The 16,577-nt window shown below is 70.4% G+C and carries 2 protein-coding genes; both read right to left on the bottom strand.

Annotation, left to right across the window (positions count from 1 at the left end):
* Window positions 1-3: 3 nt before the first annotated feature.
* Window positions 4-3,180: a CHAT domain-containing protein gene (locus tag IEY58_RS07945; RefSeq protein ID WP_189044327.1), complete on the bottom strand. Its 3,177-nt coding sequence runs from the start codon at window positions 3,178-3,180 to the stop codon at window positions 4-6.
* Window positions 3,177-16,571, bottom strand: a complete 13,395-nt coding sequence (locus IEY58_RS07950; RefSeq protein ID WP_189044329.1) for a two-partner secretion domain-containing protein — start codon at window positions 16,569-16,571, stop codon at window positions 3,177-3,179. Before IEY58_RS07950 ends, IEY58_RS07945 begins: the two co-directional genes overlap by 4 nt.
* Between the last annotated feature and the right edge of the window lie 6 nt (window positions 16,572-16,577).

Below are 16,577 nucleotides of genomic sequence, written 5' to 3' on the forward strand. Positions count from 1 at the left end.
TCGTCATGGCAGGGCGGCCGGCGTCCCGTCGGCCTGGGCGATCGGCCCGGTGCTGATCGGCCCGGTGCTGATCAGCCCAGTCGGCGCCGGCGGCGCGTCGATATCGCCGCGGGCACCGTCGCCGATCAGCACGAACGGCGCCCAGGCGAACGGGTGCGTGAACAGCTTGCCGTAGCGGCCGTTGTCGCCGTCCAGCATTTCGAGCTTCGCGGCCCGGAGCGCCCCCGACGTGCCGGCCCGGCGCCCGCCGGCGAACGAGGCCATCGTGTGGGTCACGATCAGCTTCGCCGAATTGTCCTCCACCGACCAGTGGGTGACGAGCAGGCCGCGCGTGCCGGCGAAGAAGAACGCTCGCGCCAGGCCCGACAGGCTCTCGCCGGCGCCGCTGCCGCTCGGGCCCGCCGTGTTGCAGGCCGAGAGCACGACCAGGTCGGCGTCGAGCTGCAGCTTCAGCACCTCGTCGACGCCGAGGAACGCTGGCGAGGCATCCGGCGCCGACGGCGGGTCGGACATCAGGATCGACGGCTCGGTCCGGCAATGCAGCTCCGAAGGCAAGAGCGCATGCGTCGCGAGATGCAGCACGCGATAGTGCCTGAGGTCGTAGCCCAGGAACTTCTCCTTGGTGAAGTCGGCACCCAGCACCATTTCGTCGGGCCGCGCGCCCAGCAGCCCGCCGACCGACAGGATCTCGTCGCGCGTGCCCGGCAGGGGGCCGAGCGATGAGACGCCCTCGAGATCGGTCTTGCAGCGGTCGGGCGGGAAGCTCGCCGCGAGCTGGTCGTGCGTTGCCGGCCGGAAATCGCCGAAGCCCAGGAACGGCCGGTCGGCGTGAGACCCCGACTTGATGCGGCGCAGGTCGACGAAAGTCTGCACGGCCGGGACGTAGCTCACCTCGAACCGCCGGACGAGGAACGGCACCTTGCCGTAGTCGCCGTCGGTGACCGTGACGCCCGGCGCCGTCACCAGCATCTCGAACGGCAGGCTCAGGAGCGGCACGCTCGGCGCGATGACGAGGTTGCGGATATCCTTCAGCATCGGCTCCGCCGGCTTCAGCAGGTCGGCATAGAGCGTGTTGGCGCCGGCCAGGTCGTAGGGCGGGATCTTGACGTCCGGCCCGCTCAGGTCCAGCTGCGCGCTGGTGCGCAGTGCCGTTACCAGCTCGAGCGTCCGCCGGCGCGTCAGCGGCACCTCGAAGGCGCCGACGTTGTCCCGCTGCACGACGAAGCCATAGCTGTGCTCGGTGCCGGAGAAGAAGGCGATCAGCGCCTCCTTCGGCCGCAACAGCTCCTGCACGGTCTTGATCCCCGTGCCGGTCTGCAGCAGCTGGCCATAGGCCGGTGCCGCGGCCTGGGCCGTCGATTCCGCGTCGGCGCGGCGCTTCAAGGCGTCAGCAATCGCCGCGTCCGCCTTCTTGAGGTTCGCCTCCGCGTCGGCATCCCCGCCCTTCTGCTGCGCCACGGCGTCGCGATCGGCGAACAGCTGCTTCAGCTCCAGATCGATCTGCTGCAGCTGCCGCAGCGCGCCCGACACCTTCTGGTCGCCCGCGGCGAGGCGTGCCGCCGCCTTCGCGATATATTGCGCGGTCAGGCTGCTCTGGGTCATCTGCGCAGCCTCGAACATCTCGGCGTCGAGCGCCGATGCGTTCGCCGGGTCCGACTTCGCGGTCTCATAGAGCGTGTCGAGATACGGGGCGACCAGCGGTTCGGGCACGCCCAGGTGGCGCTGGCGCACGATCCGGGCTCCCTCACGGAAGTTCCTGAGCGCGCCTGGCTGATCGCCCGCGCGGGCGAGCGTGCGGCCTGTCAAGAAATAGGCGATCGCCGTCGGCCGCTCGTTGGGCAGGGCCTTGGAGAAGAGTTGGGCCGATTCGCGGAGCGTATCGGTCGAGTCGTCCGCACGGCCCGCCTCCGATTGCCCGAGGCCCTCGACCAGGAGCGTGCGCGGCACGAAGCCCGGCTGGCTGTTGCCGCCAAGCTCGGCGAGCTTGCGGCTGCGCTGGGCCTGCTCGACCGCCAATTCCGGCCGGTTCTGCTGATAATCCGCCAGCGCCTGGGTGCGCCAGACCGCGGCGAGACCGCTGATCGCCAATTGGGTGTCGGGATCGATCAGCAGGGAATCGCCGAGGTTGGCCAAGCTCGGCTGCGCGCTCGACCCGCGGATGGCCGCATCCTTGAGGCCGGCCGGCACGTAGGCGCCAAAGCCCTGCTCCGCTCTCGCGAGCGACACCTGTGCCTCCTCCGCCTTGGACTGGTTGAGGAGATGCAAGCCCCTGTAGAAATCGTAACGTGCCTGGAACAGCGCGTTGGGTGCGCGGGCGTTGAGCCGGGCGGCCTGCGCGAACCAGCCGTCCGCCTCGTCGAACCGGTTCTGGTTGCTGAGCTGCAGCGCGAGGTTGATCTGCGTGACGCCGAGCCCCGGGTTGTCCGGCCCCAGCACGCGCTGCTGGACCGCGAGCGCGTCGCGCAGCGCGTCCTCGGCACCGACGAAATTGTCGACCGCATTCTGCTCGGTCGCCAATCGCATCAGGCCGTAATAGCGGTCGAGATCGCCGCTGCCGAACGCCTGGCCGCCGAGGAGGGCCGCGAGCCCCTCACGCGAGGATTGGGCCCCGCCTTGATCAGGCACGCGCCGGCCGGTGACCGCCGCGACCGTGGCCTCGAGCGCCGGCTCGGCCGACGGCACGCCGTCCATGGCGTAGAGCGCGCCATCGATCGACGCGGCAATTGCGACATGGGGCCAGCCGCCGTTGTGGCGGGTGCAGCGCATGACCTGGGCCTGGATGCCGTCGAGAATGCGGGCCGACTGCGGCGCCTGGCAATCGAGCTGCTGGTCGAGATAGGTGCGCCACGGCCCCGCCGCCGCCAGCGCGGCCGGGTCTCCCCCCGCGCCGCCGAGCTGGAACAGGTGGCCGCTCGGCTGGACCCAGGTGCCGCAGCGGACCTCGTAGGCGGCCGCCGCACCGGCGAGCTCGCTTTGATTGCCCGGCTGATAGCTGCAGGCTTCGCCGACGGTATTCTTGCCGACCGGCTTCGCCGTCACCTTGAGGGAACCGCTGGTGGCCGACGCGACGGCGTCCGGCGGCAGCCGGTCGCATGCCGCGAGCAACAGGCCCAGGGACAGCAGGCCCATAGGCAGGGTTGCGCCGCGGACGACGCTGGCGAGGATGCGGGCGGCGCTCAATCTTCGTCCTCGTTGCCGTAGTCGAGGCGCTCCAGGGTCGGATCGTCGAAATCCCGGCGCTCCTTCGACAATTGGATAGTCTCGATCTGCTGCGGCACGGTCGGGACCAGGAGCGGCAGCACGATGCAGCTCGCGTTCCCGATCGCGCAATTGTTGAGGCGGTAGGCGTTGTCGCGTTCGCCCGACTTGGCCGCGAGCTGTGCTGCCGCCTCGCCGCCGATGCCTTGCAGTTGGCCGACCAGGCTGGTCACGCCGGCGCTGCCGTTGATCGCAAGCGCGTCGAGGTCGACGGTTCCGGTGAATTTGCCGTTGCCGAGGCTGACCAGCAGCGCGGAGGTCGGCGCCGACAGGTTGGCGAGACTGACATCGCCGCTCGAGTTGCCGGAACCGACGGTCAGCACCAGCTGCTTGGGCGGTTCGAGCGGCAGTTGGAGATCGGTCGACGGTGCCAGGCCGGCCGCGTCGATGATGATGAACGGCGAGCGGACCGTCATGAAGCCGGTCTGGGTGAAATTGCCGCGCAGGTTCATGAGCAGCCGGTCGGTTGCCGTGTACGTGCCGCCTTGATCAGACATGGACCCGCCGGAAATGAAGGCAAGCGTCCGGCCATTCGCCTGGACATTGCTCAACTGCATGCCGCCAGCGCTCGCGACGGTGATATCGGCGCCGCCGTTGCTGAGCTGACCCATCACCGTGAGACCGATGCCGTCGTCGACGGTCACGGCGCCACCGCCGCTGTTCACGATGCCGGCGAGCGTCCCGATCTGGTTGGCGCCCGAGAAGCGCGTGCCACCGGCCGAACTCGCCATCAGCTGCCCCGCCGTGAGCGCGCCGGTCACCGTGATGGTGCCGCCGCTGCGCAGCGCGACCGTCCCGCCACTCGTCAGCGCTGCGGTGACCGTGAGCCCGCCGCCGGTCGTAAGATCGAGATCGCCGCTGCCCGCGTCGATCGCGCCCGTGACGGTGAGCGGGCCGCTGGTCGTGAACTGGAAACCGCCGCCGCCCTGGTTGGTGACGCCGCCCAGGTTCTGGATCTGGTTCGTCTGGCCAAAGCTGGCGCCACCCACGGCGGCACTGGTGAGCGTCGTCGCCGTCAGTTGGCCCGCGGTCTGCTGGATCGCACCCGACGCGCTCAGCGACAGGTCGGACCCAGTCGTCAGGTTCGCCGCCAGGATGAGATTGCCGCCGGCGCCAATCGTGGACAGCGAGAGCGCGCCGCTGCCGGCGTCGATCGCCCCCGTCACGGAGAGCGTGCCGTTGTTGACGATCGTGATCCCGCCGCCGCCGATATTGGTGAACGAGCCGATCGATGCCGCCTCGACATTGATGAGGTCGACGCCGCCGACCGCCGAGCCGGTCAGGACCGGCGGATCGACCAGCCCGCCGGTCTGGACGATTCGGCCGGACGCATTGAGCGCCAGCGTGCTGCCGGCGAGGATCGTAGCGTCGAGCGTCAGGTCGCCGCCGGTGCCGACCGTCGTCAACGCCAGCCCGCCCGACCCGCCGTCGACCGTACCTCCGACGCTCAAGGCCCCGACGTTGGTCATGCTCGTGCCGCCGGCCCCGGCGTTCGTGAAGTTCGCCAGGTTTGCAACCCGGTTCGCCTGATCGAGCGTCACCGTTCCATTGGCGCTGCCGATCAGGAGCGTGGTCGTGAGCGTGCCTGCGCTCTGTGTGACGTCGCCGCCGGCGTTGAGCGTGATTTCGCTGCCGGCCGTAAGCGCCGCGCCGAGCGTCAGGCCGTGGCCGGCGCCCTCGACCTTGAGCGCCAAATGGCCGGCCCCCGCATCGACCGTCCCGGTGACGGCAAGACCGGTCGTGTCGGTCAGGACGACGTCGCCGCCGACATTGGTAAGCCCGGCGAGCTGGCCGATCCGGTTCGCCTGGTCGAGTGTCACGCCGCCCGAAGCCGCCACGCTGAGGCTGGGCGTCGTAATGCTCGTGCCGCCGGCCTCCGACAGGGCGCCGCCGGTCGTGACGACGAGTCCGCTCGTCGCCGTGACGGAACCCAGCGTCAAGGCGCCGCTGTCGCGCAGTTGGACCAACGTGCCGCTCGCCGCGAGAGCGGTGCCGCCGAGGCCGAAATGGTTGCCGGCGTTGACGAGGGTGATGGCCCCGGTCGATGCAAGCGTGGCGCCGGCCGCCCTCACGCTCGCACCCGCCGTCTGGCTGATGTCGCCACCGGCGGTCAGCGACAGGCCTCCCGAGGCGGTGACGTTGCCCAACGTCAACGCACTGGCGTTCTGCACCGTGATCGCCGTTCCGCTCGCGACGAGGATCGTCCCCGGACCGTTGGTGAGATTATTGCTGGCACCGGCGAGCGTGATCGCCCCGCCGGCGGCAAGTGTCGTGCCGGCGGCCGTGATCCCGCTACCGGCGCTCTCGGTGATCGCCCCGTTCGAGGTCACGTTCAGCGCGCCCGAGGTCGCGACGGAGGCGAGCGTGACCGGACCGCCGCTGATCGTCAGCGCCGCGAGGTTCGACGCGGCAGCACCCAGGCTGACCGCGCCGGTGCCCGTCGAGATCGTCAGGCCTCTGCCGTTGCCGGCGATCGTGCCCACCGCATCGAAGCCAACCGACTGACCGGCGGTCTCGAGCGTCGTGGTGCCGCCAAGGGCCACCGCGCCGAAATTGAGGGCGCCGTTCGTTGCCGAGATGGTGCCGGCGAGGCTGACGGTGCCGCCGGCGCGCGTGGTATCGGCGCCGCCGGTGAAACCGAACCCGTCGCCGATCGCAAGGCCGCCGGCATTGGCGAACGTGACGGCACTGGTCACGCTGCCGCCGCCGTCGAGCGCCAACGCATAGGCGCCGGTGCCGGAGGCGAGCCCGCCGGCCGTGAGCGGACCTGCGACCGTCACGGTGCCGCCGGTCATGCTGGTCAGATCGAGCGTGCCGGAGCCAAGCGCCGCAGACGCAATCGCCGCGCCGCCCGAGCCTTGGAGCGTCAAGCTGTGGCTGCTGTCACCGACCGTCACCGGCCCGAGCGTGATCGCTCCGCTGCCGGCGCTGAACCCCGTGTCGCCGGCGAGGGTCACCCCGGTGGTGCCGAAATCCAGCGCCGCGTTGCTCGAGGCGATCGTGCCGGCCAGGATTTTCGCCGACGGCGTGGTCGCGATGGCGCCGCCGGTGAAGGTGAAGCCGTTGGTAATCGTGAGCGTGCCGGTATTGGCGAAGGACACTGGGTCCGCAATGGTCCCGCCGCCGTCGAGCGCGAGATTGACTGCCCCTGTCGGCAGGTTGAGCGCTTGTGCCACGAGGGGGCCGGTGAGCGTCACGGTGCCCGCCGTAAGTCCTGCCAGGTCGAGCGTGCCGGTCCCAAGGGCGACCGAAGCCATCGTGGCGCCGCCCGTGCCGCGCAGGGTCAGGTCCTGGCCGCTGCCCGTCGTCGTGATCGGCCCGAGCGAGATCGCCCCGGCGCCAGCGTCGACGATCGTCGCCCCCGCAAGCGTCGCCGAGCCGATCGTCACGGTGCCGCCATGGCCGGTGATCGTGCCCAGCAGGAACAGGCTGCCGCCGAGATGCGCCGTGCTGAAGCCGTCGAGGAAATTGACGCTGTTGAGCGTGACGGAGCCGCCGTTCGTGAAATCCACGGCGTTGGTGATGGTGCCGCCGCCGTCGAGCGCCACGTCATAGGGCGCGTTGGCGGTGAGGAGCCCTTGGGCCACCAGTGGACCGCTCAAGGTGATCGCGCCGCCGGTCACGCCCCTGAGGTCGAGCGTGCCGCCGCCGAGATTGGCGGACGCGATGGTCGCCCCGCCCGAACCGTCGAGGAAGAGCGAGGCGTTGCCCGTGACCGCGCCCAGCGTCAGCGCACCGGCGCCCGCATCGAATGTCGTGCCGCCGGCGAGCGTCACCGCGCCGAAGCGGAGCGGGTTGTCGGTCGCCTGGATCGAACCGTCCAGCGAAACCGTGCCGCCCACGGCGGTCGCATCGAGTCCGTGGGTGAAGGTGAAGACGCCGTTGAGCGTCAAGGTGCCGGCATTATTCAACGTGACCGCGCTGCCGATCGTGCCACCGTTGTCGAGCGCCAGGTTGTAGGCGGCGTTCGTCGTCGTGAGCCCGTTCGCGCTCAGCGTCCCATTGACGGTCACGGTGCCGCCGGTGATGCCGAAGAGGTCGAGCGTGCCGGCGCCAAGTGAGGCCGAAGCGATCGTGACGCCGCCCGAACCCGCCAAGTGCAGGCTGCTGTTGCCGCTGACCGCGCCCAGCGTGATGGCACCGGTGCCGGCGCCGAGCGTAGTGTCGCTGCTGAGTGCGACGGCGCCGAAGTCGAGCGCCGCGTTGGTCGTGGTGATCGGGCCGGCGAGGCTCGCCGACGACGGCGCCGTCGCCGTCATGCCGCCGGTAAAGGTGAAGCCGTTGGTGATGGTGAGCGTGCCGGTATTGTGGAACAGGGTCGCGCCCGGCGCCGTGCCGCCGCCGTCGAGCGCCACGTTGTAGGCGCTTTCGCCGACCGTGAGCCCGACGGTCGGATCGACCGCGCCGCTGAACGTGATGCCGCCGCCGGTCTTGGCGAGCGTCAGCGTCGCGACGCCCAAGACCGAGGTGGCGTTGTCGGTGCCAGCACCCGCGAGCGTCAGATTGTGGCCGCCACCCGTCACCGCTCCCAGGGTCAACGCGCCCGAGCCGGCATTGAATGTAGCATCGCCGCTGAGCGTCACCGCGCCGAAATCGAGCGCCGCGTTCGTCGCGGCGATCGGGCCGCCTAGGCTCGCCGACGACGGCGCCGTCGCCGTAACGCCACCGTCGAAATTGAAGCCGATCGGGATCGTGAGCGTGCCGGTATTGGCGAAGCTCGCCGCCCCCTGCACCGTGCCGCCGCCGTCGAGCGCCACGTTGTAGGCACCGGCCAAGGCGGTGAGCGCGCCGGTCGTGTCGACCGCCCCGCTGAACGTGATGCCGCCGCCGGTCTTGGTGAGCGTCAGCGCCGCGACATTCGAGATCGACGCTGCACTATCCGTGCCCGAGCCCCCGAGCGTCAGGTTATGGCCGCCGCCGGTCACCGCCCCCAGCGTCAGCGCGCCCGAGCCGGCGTTGAGCGTTGTATCGTTGCCGAGCGTCACGGCGCCAAGGCTGACGCCGGTCGCCGAGATCGTGCCCGCGAGCGTCACCGTGCTGCCGGTGACACCGGTCGCGTCGAACGCGCCTGTGGTGAGGCCGACCGCGCTCACAGTCGCCCCGCCGGTGCCCACGAGCGTCAAGTTGCCGTTGCCGGTAGCGGATCCCAGCGTGATGAGCCCGCTGCCGGCGCTGAGCGTGGTGTTGCTCGTCAGGGTCACGCTGCCGAAATAGAGCGCCGCATTCGTCGCGGTGATCGGGCCGCCGAGGCTCGCCAACGACGGCGCCGTCGCCGTGACGCCACCATCGAAATTGAAGCCGCTCGGGATGGTGAGCGTGCCGGTGTTGGCGAAGCTCGCCGCGCCCTGCACCGTGCCGCCGCCGTCGAACTCGACATTGTAGGCGCCGGCCGAGGCGGTGAGCGCGCCGGTCGTGCCGACCGCGCCGCTGAACGTGATGCCGCCGCCGGTCTTCGTGAGCGTCAGTGCCGCGACGTTCGACACCGATGTCCCGGTATCGGTGCCCGCGCCCTCGAGCGTCAGGTTGTGCCCCGCGCCCGTCACCGCGCCCATCGTCAATGCACCCGACCCGGCGTTGAGCGTGGCATCGCCGCCGAGCGTTACCGCGCCAACGTTGATGCCGGTCGCCGAGATCGTGCCCGCGAGCGTCACCGTGCCGCCGGTGATGCCGGCAAGGCTGAGCGGCATCGAGCCCAGGTCGACGGCACTCAGGCTCGCCCCGCCCGTGCCGATCAGGGTCAGCGCGTGATTGTTGCCGGTGGCGCCCGCGAGCGTGATGAGCCCGGAGCCGGCGGTGAGGTTCGTGTTGCCCGTCAGGGTCACGTTGCCGAAGTCGAGCGCCGCGTTCGTCGTGGCGATCGTGCCGGCGAGGCTGACCAATGACGGCGCCGTGGCCGTGATGCCGCCGATGAAATTGAAGCCGCTCGGGATCGCGAGTGTGCCAGTGTTGGCGAAGCTCGCCGCGCCTTGCACCGTGCCGCCACCGTCGAGCGCCACGTTGTAGGCGCTCTCACCCGCCGAGGCGGTGAGCGCGCCTGTCGTATTGACCGCGCCGCTGAACGTGATGCCGCCGCCGGTCTTCGAGAGCGTCAGCGCCGCGACGTTCGAGATCGACGTTCCGGTATCGGTGCCCGAACCCCCGAGCGTCAGGTTGTGGCCGCCACCGGAGACCGCCCCCAGCGTCAGCGCCCCCGAGCCGGCGTTGAGCGTCGTATCGTTGCCGAGCGTCACGGCGCCAAGGCTGAGGCCGGTCGCCGAGATCGTGCCCGCGAGCATCACCGTGCCACCAGTGACGCCGGTCGCGTCGAATGCGCCCGTGCTGAGGCTGACCGCGCTCACAGTCGCCCCGCCGGTGCCCGTGAGCGTCAGGTTGCCGGCGCCACCGACCGAGCCCAGCGTGAGCGCACCCGAACCAGCATTCAGCGTCGTATCGCTGCCGAGCGTCACGGCGCCGAAGCCGAGCCCGGTCGCCGAGATCGTGCCCGCGAGCGTGACCGTGCCACCGGTGATGCCGGCAAGGCTGAGCGGCATTAAGCCCAGGTTGATCGCACTCAGGCTCGCCCCACCCGTGCCGGTCAAGGTCAGCGCGTGGTTGTTGCCGGTGGCGCCCGCGAGCGTGATGAGCCCGCTGCCGGCGCTGAGGCTCGTGTCGCCCGTCAGGGTCACGTTGCTGAAATCGAGCGCCGCATTCGTCGTGGCGATCGTGCCGGCGAGGCTCGCCGACGACGGCGCCGTCGCCGTCACGCCACCATCGAAATTGAAGCCGCTCGGGATCGTCAGCGTGCCGGTGTTGGCGAAGCTCGCCGCCCCCTGCACCGTGCCGCCGCCGTTGAGCGCCACGTTGTAGGCACCGGCCGAGGCGGTGAGCGCACCGGTCGTATTGACGGCGCCGCTGAACGTGATGCCGCCGCCGGTCTTCGAGAGCGTCAGCGCCGCGACGTTCGAGATCGACGTCGCTGTATCCGCGCCCGAGCCCCCGAGCGTCAGGTTATGACCACCGCCCGTGACCGCACCGAGCGTGAGCGCACCCGAACCAGCATTCAGCGTCGTATCGCTGCCGAGCGTCACGGCGCCGAAGCCGAGCCCGGTCGCCGCGACCGTGCCCGCGAGCGTGACCGTGCCGCCGGTGATGCCGGTAAGGCTGAGCGGCATCGAGCCCAGGTTGATCGCACTCAGGCTCGCCCCGCCCGTGCCGGCCAAGGTCAGCGCGTGGCCGTTGCCGGTGGCGCCCGCGAGCGTGATGAGCCCGCTGCCGGCGCTGAGGCTGGTGTCGCCCGTCAGGGTCACGTTGCCGAAATCGAGCGCCGCGTTCGTCGTGGCGATCGGGCCGGCGAAGCTCACCGACGACGGCGCCGTCGCCGTGACACCACCATCGAAATTGAAGCCGCTCGGGATCGTGAGCGTGCCGGTATTGGCGAAGCTCGCCGCCCCCTGCACCGTGCCGCCGCCGTCGAGCGCCACGTTGTAGGCACCGGCCAAGGCGGTGAGCGCGCCGGTCGTGTCGACCGCCCCGCTGAACGTGATGCCGCCGCCGGTCTTGGTGAGCGTCAGCGCCGCGACATTCGAGATCGACGCTGCACTATCCGTGCCCGAGCCCCCGAGCGTCAGGTTATGGCCGCCGCCGGTCACCGCCCCCAGCGTCAGCGCGCCCGAGCCGGCGTTGAGCGTTGTATCGTTGCCGAGCGTCACGGCGCCAAGGCTGACGCCGGTCGCCGAGATCGTGCCCGCGAGCGTCACCGTGCTGCCGGTGACACCGGTCGCGTCGAACGCGCCTGTGGTGAGGCCGACCGCGCTCACAGTCGCCCCGCCGGTGCCCACGAGCGTCAAGTTGCCGTTGCCGGTAGCGGATCCCAGCGTGATGAGCCCGCTGCCGGCGCTGAGCGTGGTGTTGCTCGTCAGGGTCACGCTGCCGAAATAGAGCGCCGCATTCGTCGCGGTGATCGGGCCGCCGAGGCTCGCCAACGACGGCGCCGTCGCCGTGACGCCACCATCGAAATTGAAGCCGCTCGGGATGGTGAGCGTGCCGGTGTTGGCGAAGCTCGCCGCGCCCTGCACCGTGCCGCCGCCGTTGAACGCCACATTGTAGGCGCTTTCACCGGCCGAGGCGGTGAGCGCGCCGGTCGTGTCGACCGCGCCGCTGAACGTGATGCCGCCGCCGGTCTTCGAGAGCGTCAGCGCCGCAACGTTCGAGATCGACGTTCCGGTATCGGTGCCCGAACCATCGAGCGTCAAGTTGTGCCCGCCGCCGGTCACCGCGCCCAGCATCAGCGCGCCCGAGCCGGCATCGAGCGTCGTATCGTTGCCGAGCGTCACCGCGCCGAAGTGCAGGCCGGTCGCCGAGATGGTGCCCGACACGGTCACTGTGCCGGTAATGCCCGACACGTCGAGCGACCCGGTGCCGAGCGACAGGGAACCGAGCGTCAGGTCATGCGACCCCGCCAGCGCCAGAAGATGGCCGGCGGTCGTGAGCGTGCCGAAGCTCAGCGCGCCGCTGCCGGCGTTGAGTGTGGTATTGCCACCGAGCGTCACGGCGCCGAAGCTCAAGCCCGCACCGGCGATCGTGCCTGACACGGTCACCGTGCCGCCGACGCCGGTCGTGGTGAGGCCGCCCGTGAACGTCATGCCGTCGAGCGTCACGGTGCCGCTGTTGGTCAGCGTCTGCGCGTTATCGATCGTGCCGCCGCCATCGAGCGCCAGGTTCGGCACGGTGCTCGCGCCGTTCAGCCTGTGGACGGTGAACGACCCGCTCGCCGTCAAGGTGCCGCCGGTCAGCCCCGACACATCGAGCTTATTGCTGGGCAGGGTGATCGACGCCAAGGTCGCGCCGCCCGATCCCTGCAGCGTCAGGTCTTTGGAGCCGGTAACCGCGCCCAAGCTGATGAGCCCGGTGCCGGCGCTGAGCGTGGTGTTGGCGCTGAGCGCCACGGCGCCGAAATCGAGCGCCGCGTTCGTCGTGGCGATCGTGCCGCCGAGGCTCGCCGACGACGGCGCCGTCGCCGTGATGCCGCCGGCGAAATTGAAGCCGCTCGGGATGGTGAGCGTGCCGGTATTGGCGAAGCTCGCCGCCCCCTGCACCGTGCCGCCGCCGTCGAACTCGACATTGTAGGCGCCGGCCGAGGCGGTGAGCGCACCGGTCGTGCCGACCGCGCCGCTGAACGTGATGCCGCCGCCCGTCTTGCCGAGCGTCAGCACCGCGACATTCGAGACCGATGTTCCGGTATCGGTGCCCGAACCGTCGAGCGTCAGGTTGTGCCCGCCGCCCGCGACCGCACCCAGCGTCAGCGCGCCCGACCCGGCGTTGAGCGTCGTATCACCGCCGAGCGTCACCGCCCCGAGGCTGAGCCCGGCGCCGGCGATCGTGCCCGACAAGGTCACCGTGCCGCCGACGCCGGTCGTGTCGAGCCCGCCCGTGAACGTCACGCCGTTAAGCGTCACGGTGCCGCTGTTGGTCAGCGTCTGCGCATTGCCGATCGTGCCACCGCCGTTAAGCGCCAGGTTCGGCACGGTGCTCGCGCCGCTCAGCGTCCCGACCGTGAACGACCCGCTCGCCGTCAAGGTGCCGCCGGTCAGCCCCGACACATCGAGCTTATTGCTGGGCAGGGTGATCGACGCCAAGGTCGCGCCGCCCGATCCCTGCAGCGTCAGGTCGCTCGTGCCGGCGACCGCACCCAGCGTGATGAGCCCGCTGCCGGCGCTGAGCCTCGTGTTGCCCGTGAGCGTCACCGTGCCGAAGTCGAGCGCCGCGTTCGTCGTGGCGATCGTGCCGGCGAGGCTCACCGACAACGGCGCCGTCGCCGTCACGCCACCATCGAAATTGAACCCGATCGGGATCGTCAGCGTGCCGGTGTTGGCGAAGCTTGCCGCCCCCTGCACCGTGCCGCCGCCGTTGAACTCGACATTGTAGGCGCCGGCCGTGGCCGTGAGCGCGCCGGTCGTGTCGACCGCGCCGCCGAACGTAATGCCGCCACCGGTCTTGGTCAGCGTCAGCGCCGCGACGTTCGACACCGTGGCTCCGACGTCAGTGCCGGCCCCCTCGAGCGTCAGATTGTGGCCGCCGCCGGCGACCGCGCCCAGCGTGAGCGCCCCCGAGCCGGCGTTGAGGATGGTATCGCCGCCGAGCGTCACGGCCCCGAGAGTGAGGCCTGCACCGGCGATCGTGCCTGACACGGTCACCGTGCCGGTAATGCCCGACACGTCGAGCGACCCGGTGCCGAGCGACAGGGAACCGAGCGTCAGGTCATGCGACCCCGCCAGCGCCAGAAGATGGCCGGCGGTCGTGAGCGTGCCGAAGCTCAGCGCACCGCTGCCGGCGTTGAGCGTGGTATTGCCACCGAGCGTCACGGCGCCGAAGCTCAAGCCCGCACCGGCGATTGTGCCCGACAAGGTCACCGTGCCGCCGACGCCGGTCGTGTCGAGCCCACCCGTGAACGTCATGCCGTCGAGCGTCACGGTGCCGCTGTTGGTCAGCGTCTGCGCGTTATCGATCGTGCCGCCGCCATCGAGCGCCAGGTTCGGCACGGTGCTCGCGCCGTTCAGCCTGTGGACCGTGAACGACCCGCTCGCCGTCAAGGTGCCGCCGGTCAGCCCCGACACATCGAGCTTATTGCTGGGCAGGGTGATCGACGCCAAGGTCGCGCCGCCCGATCCCTGCAGCGTCAGGTCTTTGGAGCCGGTAACCGCGCCCAAGCTGATGAGCCCGGTGCCGGCGCTGAGCGTAGTGTTGCCGCCGAGTGCCACGGCGCCGAAATCGAGCGCCGCGTTCGTCGTGGCGATCGTGCCGCCGAGGCTCGCCGACGACGGCGCCGTCGCCGTGATGCCGCCGGCGAAATTGAAGCCGCTCGGGATGGTGAGCGTGCCGGTATTGGCGAAGCTCGCCGCCCCCTGCACCGTGCCGCCGCCGTCGAACTCGACATTGTAGGCGCCGGCCGAGGCGGTGAGCGCACCGGTCGTGCCGACCGCGCCGCTGAACGTGATGCCGCCGCCCGTCTTGCCGAGCGTCAGCACCGCGACATTCGAGACCGATGTTCCGGTATCGGTGCCCGAACCGTCGAGCGTCAGGTTGTGCCCGCCGCCCGCGACCGCACCCAGCGTCAGCGCCCCCGAGCCGGCGTTGAGCGTCGTATCGTTGCCGAGCGTCACCGCACCGAGGCTGAGCCCGGCGCCGGCGATCGTGCCCGCCAAGGTCACCGTGCCGCCGACGCCGGTCGTGTCGAGCCCGCCCGTGAACGTCACGCCGTTAAGCGTCACGGTGCCGCTGTTGGTCAGCGTCTGCGCATTGCCGATCGTGCCACCGCCGTTAAGCGCCAGGTTCGGCACGGTGCTCGCGCCGCTCAGCGTCCCGACCGTGAACGACCCGCTCGCCGTCAAGGTGCCGCCGGTCAGCCCCGAGACGTCGAGCATATTGCTGGGCAGGGCGATCGACGCCAAGGTCGCGCCGCCCGTGCCTGAGAGCTTCAGGTCGCCGGAGCCGGTGACCGCGCCCAGCGTGATAAGTCCGCTGCCGGCGCTGAGCGCAGGTGTGGTCGACGCCGTGATCGCCGTGGCACCGGTCAGAGTGATGCCGGTCCCGGTGAGATTGCCGCCGAGCGTAATGGACGTTGCATCGACGTCGATCGAGCCGGCGCCGGTCGACACCGATCCGCTCGACGTGACGACGAAACTGCTGGCGGCACCGCTGTCGTTTTGCGCCCGCACGCGGAAATTCTGGCCGCCGGTCGCGACCGCGGCATTGATCGTGACCGTGCCGTTCGCATCGATCGTCAGGAATTTGTTCGAGAGCGTGACCGGGGCATTGAACGTGACGTTGCCCGACGCCGAGAGCGTGATGTTCGCCAGCGGCGTCGTCAGCACCGATGGATCGATCGAATAGCTACCGCTGTCGGACGAGCTGGCCAGGGTCGTCAGGGAAGGGGCGTCCGGCCCCCCCGTTTGCACGGTGATGTCCGTGGGATCGAGCAGCCATTGGCCGATCAGCCCGTGCGGCGCTTCGGTATCGACATGCGTGTTGGCGGTGACGGCGAGCTTGCCCTTGCTCGAGGTTTCGACGAAGCCGCCGTTGCCGCTCCTGGCGCCACCGCGCGCCTTGATCGTCCCCGCAACCGCGGTCGCCTTGTCGGACCAGACGGCGACGGTGCCGCCATTGCCGTGGCCCGTGGCGCTCGCGTCGATCGTCGCCCCGGCGGCGACGCTCGTGACTTGGGCGTTGCGCACGGCCGCGTCGGCGCCGTGGAGGCCGCCGCCGATCTCGACAGTACCGCCGCCCGCAGCACCGGTCGCATCGATGTGCGCCGTGGCGGCGATGCCCACTTTGGCACCCGTGACGGCGACCTTGCCGCCGGTCGCATCGTCGCCGAGGCCGGAGACGTCCAGCACGCCGCCGACCAGCGCCGTGCCGGCGGCACCGGCATCGACCGTGACGGTGCCGGTCTTGCCCTGCGCGCTGCGGGCGGAGATCGTGCCGTCGGCCTGGATGAGGTCGCTCACCAGCCCGTCGACCGCATCGGCGGTCAGCAGCACCTGGCCGCCCTCGGCCGCGATCGTGCCGGTATTCGAGACGAGCGGCGCGTTCTTGCCCCCGGCCGTTGCCCGCACCTTGCCGGTGATGTCGAACGACATCAGCCCGTCGCCGTAGAGGTCGAGCGTGAAGGTCTCGGCGCCGCCCAGCACGATCTTGCCGAACCGTCCGCTGATCACACCGGAATTCTGCACGTTTGGAGCGACGAGCGCCGCCAGCCCATGATCGGCGATCGAGATCGTGCCGGCGTTCTGGACCGAGGCCGTGGCGTTCGGCGAGGCGGTGTTGAACTTGAGCCGTCCCGCCATGAGGTCGGCATTGCTGATGTCGGCCGGCGTCGCGATCAGGCTGTTGACGTTGACGAGCGCACCGTTGGCGAAGACGAGCCCGTTCGGGTTCACCAGAACGACCTGGCCGTTGGCGCTCAACTGCCCGGCGATGACCGACGGGTCGCCGCCGGTCACCCGGTTGAGCAGGATGGACGAGCTGCCCGGCTGCTCGATGACGGTCTTCTCGCCCTTGGCGATATTGAAGCTCTGCCAATTGATGGCAGCGTTGTTCGACGACTGCTGGATGGTGAGTTGCGACGGCGACGTCTGGCTGATCGTCGCCTGGCCGGCGACCACCGTCCCGCCGGTCGGGTTGGCGAAGGCGGGGCCGGCCGCGGCAGCGAGCGCCAGGACGCACACCGTGCCCAACAAGCGGCGGCGCGCGGCGGCTGGCCGCACTTCGGCAGCCGGCGCCACGCTCAGTGGCGCTGCCCCCTGCTTCACCCCGCCTTCGATCCGCTTTCGCCTCATAGCCGC

Source organism: Aliidongia dinghuensis, assembly GCF_014643535.1.
Taxonomy (GTDB): domain Bacteria; phylum Pseudomonadota; class Alphaproteobacteria; order ATCC43930; family CGMCC-115725; genus Aliidongia; species Aliidongia dinghuensis.